Annotated in this window: 7 protein-coding genes; 4 read left to right on the plus strand and 3 right to left on the minus strand. The window is 68.0% G+C overall.

Features of this window, described 5'->3' with window-relative positions; translation table 11 throughout:
• Nucleotides 1–298, plus strand: a 298-nt coding sequence (locus QZX79_RS16470; protein ID WP_294569972.1) for a hypothetical protein, incomplete at its 5' end; no start/stop codon positions are given.
• Nucleotides 299–336: 38 nt separating this feature from the next.
• Here QZX79_RS16470 and QZX79_RS16475 read toward each other — a convergent pair.
• Nucleotides 337–1,869, minus strand: a complete 1,533-nt coding sequence (locus QZX79_RS16475) for an MFS transporter (RefSeq protein ID WP_294569974.1) — start codon at nucleotides 1,867–1,869, stop codon at nucleotides 337–339.
• A 643-nt stretch (nucleotides 1,870–2,512) separates the two neighbouring features.
• Between QZX79_RS16475 and QZX79_RS16480 the strand changes: the two genes are divergently transcribed.
• Entirely contained in the window at nucleotides 2,513–3,391 is an 879-nt protein-coding gene (locus QZX79_RS16480) for a CPBP family intramembrane glutamic endopeptidase (RefSeq protein ID WP_294569976.1), read from the plus strand.
• 3 nt (nucleotides 3,392–3,394) lie between these two features.
• Nucleotides 3,395–4,369, plus strand: coding sequence for an NAD-dependent epimerase/dehydratase family protein (locus tag QZX79_RS16485; RefSeq protein WP_294569978.1), 975 nt, complete (start codon nucleotides 3,395–3,397; stop codon nucleotides 4,367–4,369).
• A gap of 25 nt (nucleotides 4,370–4,394) precedes the next feature.
• Here the strand turns inward: QZX79_RS16485 and QZX79_RS16490 are convergent, their stop codons facing one another.
• Nucleotides 4,395–4,892 carry an SRPBCC family protein gene (locus tag QZX79_RS16490; RefSeq protein WP_294569980.1) on the minus strand — a complete coding sequence of 166 codons (498 nt, stop codon included), beginning with the start codon at nucleotides 4,890–4,892 and terminating at the stop codon, nucleotides 4,395–4,397.
• On the minus strand, nucleotides 4,889–5,230 hold the full coding sequence (locus QZX79_RS16495; RefSeq protein WP_120168776.1) for a helix-turn-helix transcriptional regulator: 342 nt from the start codon (nucleotides 5,228–5,230) through the stop codon (nucleotides 4,889–4,891). Before QZX79_RS16495 ends, QZX79_RS16490 begins: the two co-directional genes overlap by 4 nt.
• Nucleotides 5,231–5,471: 241 nt before the next feature.
• Here QZX79_RS16495 and QZX79_RS16500 point away from each other — a divergent pair.
• Nucleotides 5,472–5,833: hypothetical protein (locus QZX79_RS16500; RefSeq protein WP_294569984.1), on the plus strand; the 362-nt coding region annotated here is incomplete at its 3' end.

Here is a 5,833-nt window from a genome sequence, read left to right on the forward strand (position 1 = left end):
AGGACCGGTACGGACCCTGCGTCAGCACCTCCTGGTCGCCTCGGCCGTCAATGCCCTCTGCGCCGGGCTGCCGGGGGTTCCCCGCGTGCTGGCCGCCGGGGACTCCTGGCAGCTCCGTGGCGCCACCGGGGCCGTCACCCGCTGCGACACCGTCGCGGAGCTGTGGGCCGCCGTCGCCGCCGCGTGTCCCGCGGCGGTGTCTGCCCGTGTGGCCGGGCGTCTGGTGGCGGAGCGGGCGGCGGCCGAGGGGTTGACGCGCCGGGTGATCGACGCCGGGCTCCTGCGGTTCTCTCCCTGACCGGCGCCCGGACACCCAGCCCGGACGCCGAGCTTGTCCTATGCCTCCAGGTCCATCGATTCCCGGGCCGGCTCCATGTCGACGGTGCGCCGCAGCGGCCGTTCCTTGATGAAGAGCACGCAGACCAGGGCGAGGACGGCGAAGCCGGCCGTGATCAGGAAGATCAGCGCGGTGCTGTCACCGTAGGCGGCCCGGATGATCTCCGCGACCGGCTCCGGCAGATTCACCAGGTCGAGGCTTCCGCCGGCCGCACCGGAGGGGTCGCTCGGCACTCCTGCCACGGCGAGGCCCTCGGTGGTCCGGTTGGTGACCTGCGTGCCGAGGATGGCGCCAAGCACGGCGACGCCGGCCGCGCCGCCGATCGAGCGGAAGAACGCGACGGAGGCGCTGGCGGAGCCGACATTCTTCAGGGCCACGGTGTTCTGCACGGCCAGGACGAGGTTCTGCAGCATCAGGCCAAGGCCCATGCCGAAGAGGAAGGTGTAGACGCCAACGAGCCGGAGGTCGGTGAGGTGGTCGATGGTTCCGGAGAGGCCGAGCCCGGCGATGAGGAAGACGGCGCCAAGGATGAGGAACCGCTTCCACTTGCCGAACCGGGACACGAGCTGCCCCGCGCCGACCGAGCCGATGAGGTTGCCGGCGATCATGGGCAGGGTCAGCAGGCCGGCCTCGGTGGGTGTGGCGCCGCGTGCCACCTGGTAGTACTGGCCGAGGTAAGTCGAGGACGCGAAGAGCGCGATCCCGACGGCGATGGAGGCGAGAATGGCAAGCGCCGTCGTGCGCTCGGAGATGATTTTCAGCGGGATGATGGGCTCGGCCACGCGGGTCTCGACGAGGAGCAGGAGCCCGAGCAGGACGACGCTTCCGCCGACCATTGCGGCGCTCTCCCAGGAGAACCACTCGTAGTATCCGGCCTTGCCGGCGAACGACACCCAGATCAGCGCGAGGCTCACGCCAGCGGTGAGGAGGATCGAGCCGGCCCAGTCGATGCTGACCCTGCGGCGGATGTGGGGAAGCTTGAGGGTGAACTGCAGCAGGATCAGGGCGACGACGGCGAGCGGGACGCAGACGAAGAAGGTCCAGCGCCAGCCCAGCGGTGAGTCCACGATGAAGCCGCCGAGCAGCGGCCCGCCGGCCGTGGCGACGGCCATGACACCGCCGAGGTAGCCCGAGTACCGGCCGCGATCGCGCGGCGGGATGATGGTGCCGATGACGGCCATCGCCAGTGCCGTGAGGCCGCCCATGGCGATGCCCTGGATGACCCGGGCCGTCAGGAGCACCGGAATGGTGGAGGCGAGGCCCGCCAGCACCGAGCCCGCGACGAAGATGACGATGCTGAGCTGCACCATGAGCTTCTTGTCGAACAGGTCGGCGAACTTTCCCCAGATGGGGGTGGTGGCGGCATTGGCCAGGAGCGCTGCCGTGATGACCCAGGCGAAGTCCGTCTGGGAGCCGTTGAGGTCGGCCATGATCGTGGGCAGGGCGTTGGCAACGATGGTGCTGCTGAGGATCGCCGTAAACAGTGCCGCGAGCAGTCCGGTCAGGGCCTGCAGGATCTGCGCATGGGACATGGCGGGCGCCTGGACAATTGCGGGCTCGACCGTTGGAGGTGCTTCTCCCGTGCCGGCTGTTGCATGTGTCTGTGATGGTGTCGTTGAACGTGCCGTTGAGTGTGCCATTGTGCTTCCGGTGTTGCCGACAGGGGTCGGTGATGGCTGGCGGTCGTCGTTGCCCGTCGAGGGATCGTGCAGCTCTGGGGTCCTGCAGCCGAGGTTCCTGCAGCTGGAGTTCCGGAGCTTGGGGTGATTCGTAGCCGAAGTTATGGATGGATGAGGCAGCCGGATGAAGCCAACGGAGCCGGGAGGGATGCGCACCTCGATATCCGGCCCGCCCGGCGGAGACGCCGCCATGGCGCTTCCCGCGGCGCGCTGTGAGAACAGCGGCGGCCGGGATCGTCGATGCGGTTCGCAATTCACTTCGTTGCTTACAGTAACTATAAGCCCGACGCCTTGACCGGTCAAGAGCCGCTGCGGTCCCGCAGGGCGGCCACGGCCTCGACGTCAAGAGTGGAACGGCCCCAGGGGGCAAATCGTTTTCCGGGCCGGGCGGTGAAAGTACTCTTGATGCCAGGATGCGCCGGTGGGCAGGCACACTGCGGCTGCGGCCGCCTCGCGCAGGGGTACTGCCTGCTGCGCTCGAGAGTGGAGTGCCGTTATGACCGAGAAGATTCGACGCCATCCCATCGCCGCACTGCTCGTGTGGTTCTTCACCGTGGGGCAGCTGCTTGCCTTCCTTCCGCGCATCGCCGAAGCGCAGGGGCTGCAGCTCTCCATGCCGCTCTTTGTCACGGCGAGCAACCTCATCGGGCTCCTGCTGCCCGCACTTGTCCTCACCTGGCTGTGTGACGGGCGCGCAGGACTTCGGGCCCTCCGGGACCGCATCCTCATCTGGCGACGGAACCCTTGGTGGTATGTGTTCGCCGTTGTCGTGGTGCCACTGGGAGGACTCGTTCTCGCGCTCCTCCTTGCGGGCCCGCCAGGTGCGTCCGGGCCGGTCATTACGGCGGCCGTGCTGCAGGGCCTGGTGCTGCAGACAGTGCTTGGCCTCATCACCAGCAATCTCTGGGAGGAGGTGGCGTGGACGGGCTTTGTGCAGGTGCGGCTGCAGCAGCGGCACGGCGCCCTGCGTGCAGCACTCCTCACGGCGCCCCTCTTCGCGCTGCAGCATGCCGCGCTCGTGGCAGGAGGATCGTTCGCGGCAACACTCGTCCTGCTGCTGGTGCTCACCCTGCTCGCGATCCCCTTTCGGGCGGTGACAGGCTGGCTCTACAACCGCACTTCGAGCCTGCTCCTCGTGGGGCTTTTCCATGCTGTGGGGAACGCGGTGGCGGTCCGGGAGTGGCCCGGGGATGGAATGCTTCCGCTGCTCTTTCCGGGGGAGAACTTCGGACCGGTCCATCTCCTGGTGTCCGCCGTCGTCGGCGTCATCGTGATCGCCGCGACCCGGGGACGCCTGGGCGAGGGTCCACGCCGTTCGCGGAGCGCGGCGGCCGCAGGTGCACCCGCGCCGGGCCGGGCCGGCGGGCAGGATTAGGCCATGGATCCGAATCTTGTCGAGAAGATCCACGTCGTTGTCGGGGCAACCGGCGGCACCGGCCGTGCCTTGGTGCGTGAACTCCTCCGTCGGGGCAGGCGGGTCCGTGCGGTGAACCGCAGCGGCACGGCCGCCATGCCCGCCGGGGTCGAAGTAGTGGCCGGGAACGCGCTGGATGCCGGCAGCATGGTCGCCGCGTTCCGGGATGCCGGCGTCGTGTACAACGCGGTCAACCCACCCCTTCCGCGGTGGCGGGAGGACTTCCCTGCCGCCGTCGACGGCACCCTGGCCGGCGCGGAGGCCGCCGGCGCGCGTCTGGTCTTCGTCGACGACACCTGGATGTATGGCAGGGTGACCGGCCCCATGACCGAGGACCTTCCGCCGCGCCCGGTCAGCAACAAGGGGCTGCTGCGCGCCTGGCTGGCCGAGCGGGTGCTTGCCGCACACGCCCAGGGGCGGGTCGAGACGGTGATCGGCAGAGCGACCGAGCTGTATGGGCCGGCTGTCGAGTCGCTGCTGGGGCGCAATCTCTTCGGGCCCGCCGTGGGACGGGGGCCGGCGCTCTGGATCGGCAGCTTCGACGAACCACTGGCGCCGACGTTCATCGATGACTTTGCCTCTGGGCTGGTCGACCTCGCCGAGCGTGAGTCGACCCTGGGCCGCGCCTGGCTCATTCCCACTCCGCCGGCCGTGACCGCCCGGGAGTTCATCCGGATGATTTCCCTTGAGATCCAGCGCCCCCTGCCGGTCCGCAGGTTTGGACCCGGCCTCGTCCGCGCACTGGGCACGGTTTCGCCGGTGGCGCGGGAGGGAGCCGAGATGCTGTATCAATTCCAACAGCCGCACGTGGTCGACGCGTCACGGTTCCGTGCCGTCGTCGGGCCCGGCAGCGTCACGGACTATCAAACGGGGATTCGGCGGACGCTCGCCTGGTACCGCACGAACCCGCGTCGGGGCCTCCTCCCGTCCGGAAGCTGACGGAAGCAGGCCCCGATCCGCGCGCCTAGTTACTGTCGGCGTGTTCCTGCAAACGGGCAAGGATCTTGTCGAGGCGGTTGTTGCCCTCGATGACGCCGCCTTCCATTCCGTTTTCGATCATTGCGTCACGGGCCTCCATCGTCGGGTAGACGGCGTGGGCCACGGCGCGGGTCCGACCTCCCTCAAGCTCTTCGAAGGTCACGCTCTCGATGCTGACGTAGCCGGGGGCTCCGAGGAACTCGAAGGTCTGGATGATCCGCTCCGGAGGGGTTGCCGAATGGAAGACGCCGCGGAACCCATATCCCGTGCCGTCGGTGTCGCGGTGCACAAAGGACCACGATCCGCCGTCCCGCACGTCGTACTCACCCAGTTCCATGGTGAGCCGGTCCGGGCCGAGCCACTGCACCACCAGTTCGGGGTCGCTGTAGGCGCGGTACACGAGTTCGCGCGGGGCGTCATACTCGCGGACGATGTCGATGAACGGCAGGTCCGGAACTGCAGTGATCACTGTTGCGTTGCTCATGATTCCTTCTCCTTGAGTGTGTCGAGCACTGTGTCGAGGCGGCGGAACTGTCGCTCGACGGTGAGCCGGTGAGTGTCGATCCAACTGGTCAATGCCTCCAGCGCAGCCGGATCAAGGTGGCAGGGACGTCGTTGTCCCTCCCGGGTGCGGGTGATCAACCCTGACTGCTCAAGCACCTGAATGTGCTTCGAGACGGCCTGCTTGGTGATGGGGAACGGTTCAGCCAGTTCGTTGACCGTCGCAGGGCCTCGGGACAACCGGGCGATGAGGGCCCGGCGTACAGGGTCTGCGAGGGCAGCAAATGCCGAGTTGAGCTGCTCCTCTGATCCTTGCTTCATTATCTACCTGTCAGTTGATCAACCAGTTGGTTGATAATTAAAAATGTAGTCCTCCTTGCCTTTCGGGGTCAAGGAGTTTCCCCTGCTTTTTTGGCCATGGCACTCCGCCGGAGCCCTCAGGGGGCACCCTCGCACCAGCTCCAAAAGGCCGCCCCGCCTGTGGATATCCTCGGGTCCCACTGTTCCTCCACAATGGCCCTTTTCAGGCTGGATTCGAACACCAGTTCGATAGAATTGGCGCATGGCAACGGCACCGATCGAGGAGCATCCGGGCACCGGGGAACTGTTCTCCGGCCCCGGGGAGTTCCCTTCGGGCGCCGGGGAGTTCCTCTCCGGGGTGCATGCCGGGCTCACGGGATTTGCCGCCGATTTCGCCTCGCGGTTCCTGCTGCTGGGGCGCCGGGAGGCCGCCGACACCATCACCCGTATTGAGGAGCTCTCCCGGATCGTGGACCACCTGCAGGTCCTGGGCGCCCACGCCGCCGACCAGCACCAGCTGGCCGGTCCCGGGGAAGACCACCGGCCCGCTCCCGGCGGCGGGGAGTGGGCCGTTCCCGGCGGCGGGCGCCGGCCCGCTCCCGACTGCGGGCAGTGGCCTGCTTC

The sequence above is a fragment of the uncultured Arthrobacter sp. genome (assembly GCF_902805515.1).
In the GTDB taxonomy this organism is placed as follows: Bacteria; Actinomycetota; Actinomycetes; order Actinomycetales; family Micrococcaceae; genus Arthrobacter_D.